Origin of the sequence: Endozoicomonas atrinae (assembly GCF_001647025.1) — a bacterium.
Taxonomy (GTDB): Bacteria; Pseudomonadota; Gammaproteobacteria; order Pseudomonadales; family Endozoicomonadaceae; genus Endozoicomonas; species Endozoicomonas atrinae.
Map to the genome: position 1 here is coordinate 1 of NZ_LUKQ02000608.1, position 1,060 is coordinate 1,060.

Here is a 1,060-nt window from a genome sequence, read left to right on the forward strand (position 1 = left end):
TGTCCTGAACCTCGACCAGCATCCCTGGCTCAATGAGTCCGGGGGCGGTGTTGGTGTCGGTCAGCGGCAGTTCGATGGTGGTGATGCTCTGGTGACCGCCTTTGGCCAGTTCGTTCCGGCCTCGCTCGGTGTTGACCTGGGTCTCTGTCAGCCAGTCTTCCAAAATATCCGGCGCTGGTTCATCCCCTGCGGTTCCGCTGCGTTTAACGTTGACTGCTACGCCCACATGGGTACCTGAAACATACACGGCGTTGTATTCCGGTTCGGGTCGCCAGCTGGCGCTCAGGCTGATGACCATGCTGGCGGGAATAATCCTATCCATCGTGGCGGTGCCCCAGTTCCAAGGGCTTGCCGGATAACGGGGTTGGATGTTCAGCTGGTCACTGTCTCGGGCAGGAATCACCACCGATCCGGCGCTGGTGGTTAGTCGTGCAATAACCTCCATGGGCGTCTGGTGCTGATAGCTGAAAGTACCACCGGGAATAATCCAGTCAGGGGTGCTGTAGTCGTTCAGGTTGGGATAGCTGGCGGTAAAGCCGGTATTGGCCAGCTCCTCACTGATGGCCTGTTTGGCGTTGATGTCACTGGCGCTGCTTTTGCTGCGCTTGGGTGCATACGGGGCGGCGAGCAGCTGGCTTCGACTGCTGCCGGTCACGGTGTATCGTTCATTCCCAAATCGGCGATCAGTGCTGTATCGCTCAATAATGAATACCCAAACCCAGCCATTGATGTTTATCTCTACCTGCTTTGGCCCACTGGTATCTGGTTCTATCATGGCCAGGCTGGACGCTCCCCATAGCTGTCCGGTCAGGCTCCAGCTGAAGCTGTCTATATCTAATTCTATTTCTAAATCGTTCAGTTCGATGGGGGTACGATCTGGCAAGGTGACTACGCTGATAATATTCATAAGTAAATAGCTCTCCCTGATATCCGGCTGCTCGGGTTGCGGTTTCTCCACCACGTTCGGATCGGTTTCACCGCCATAGTTGCTGGTGATGTTTTCATCCCTGGCTTTCTGTCCTAAGCCCCAGGGAATCACCACTGGTTCGTCCAGTTGCCG

At 55.8% G+C, this 1,060-nt stretch carries 1 pseudogene; it reads right to left on the minus strand.

Annotated elements, in window-relative coordinates:
• A pseudogene (locus tag AK963_RS34090) lies at positions 1–1,060 on the minus strand (hypothetical protein); the annotation flags it as partial.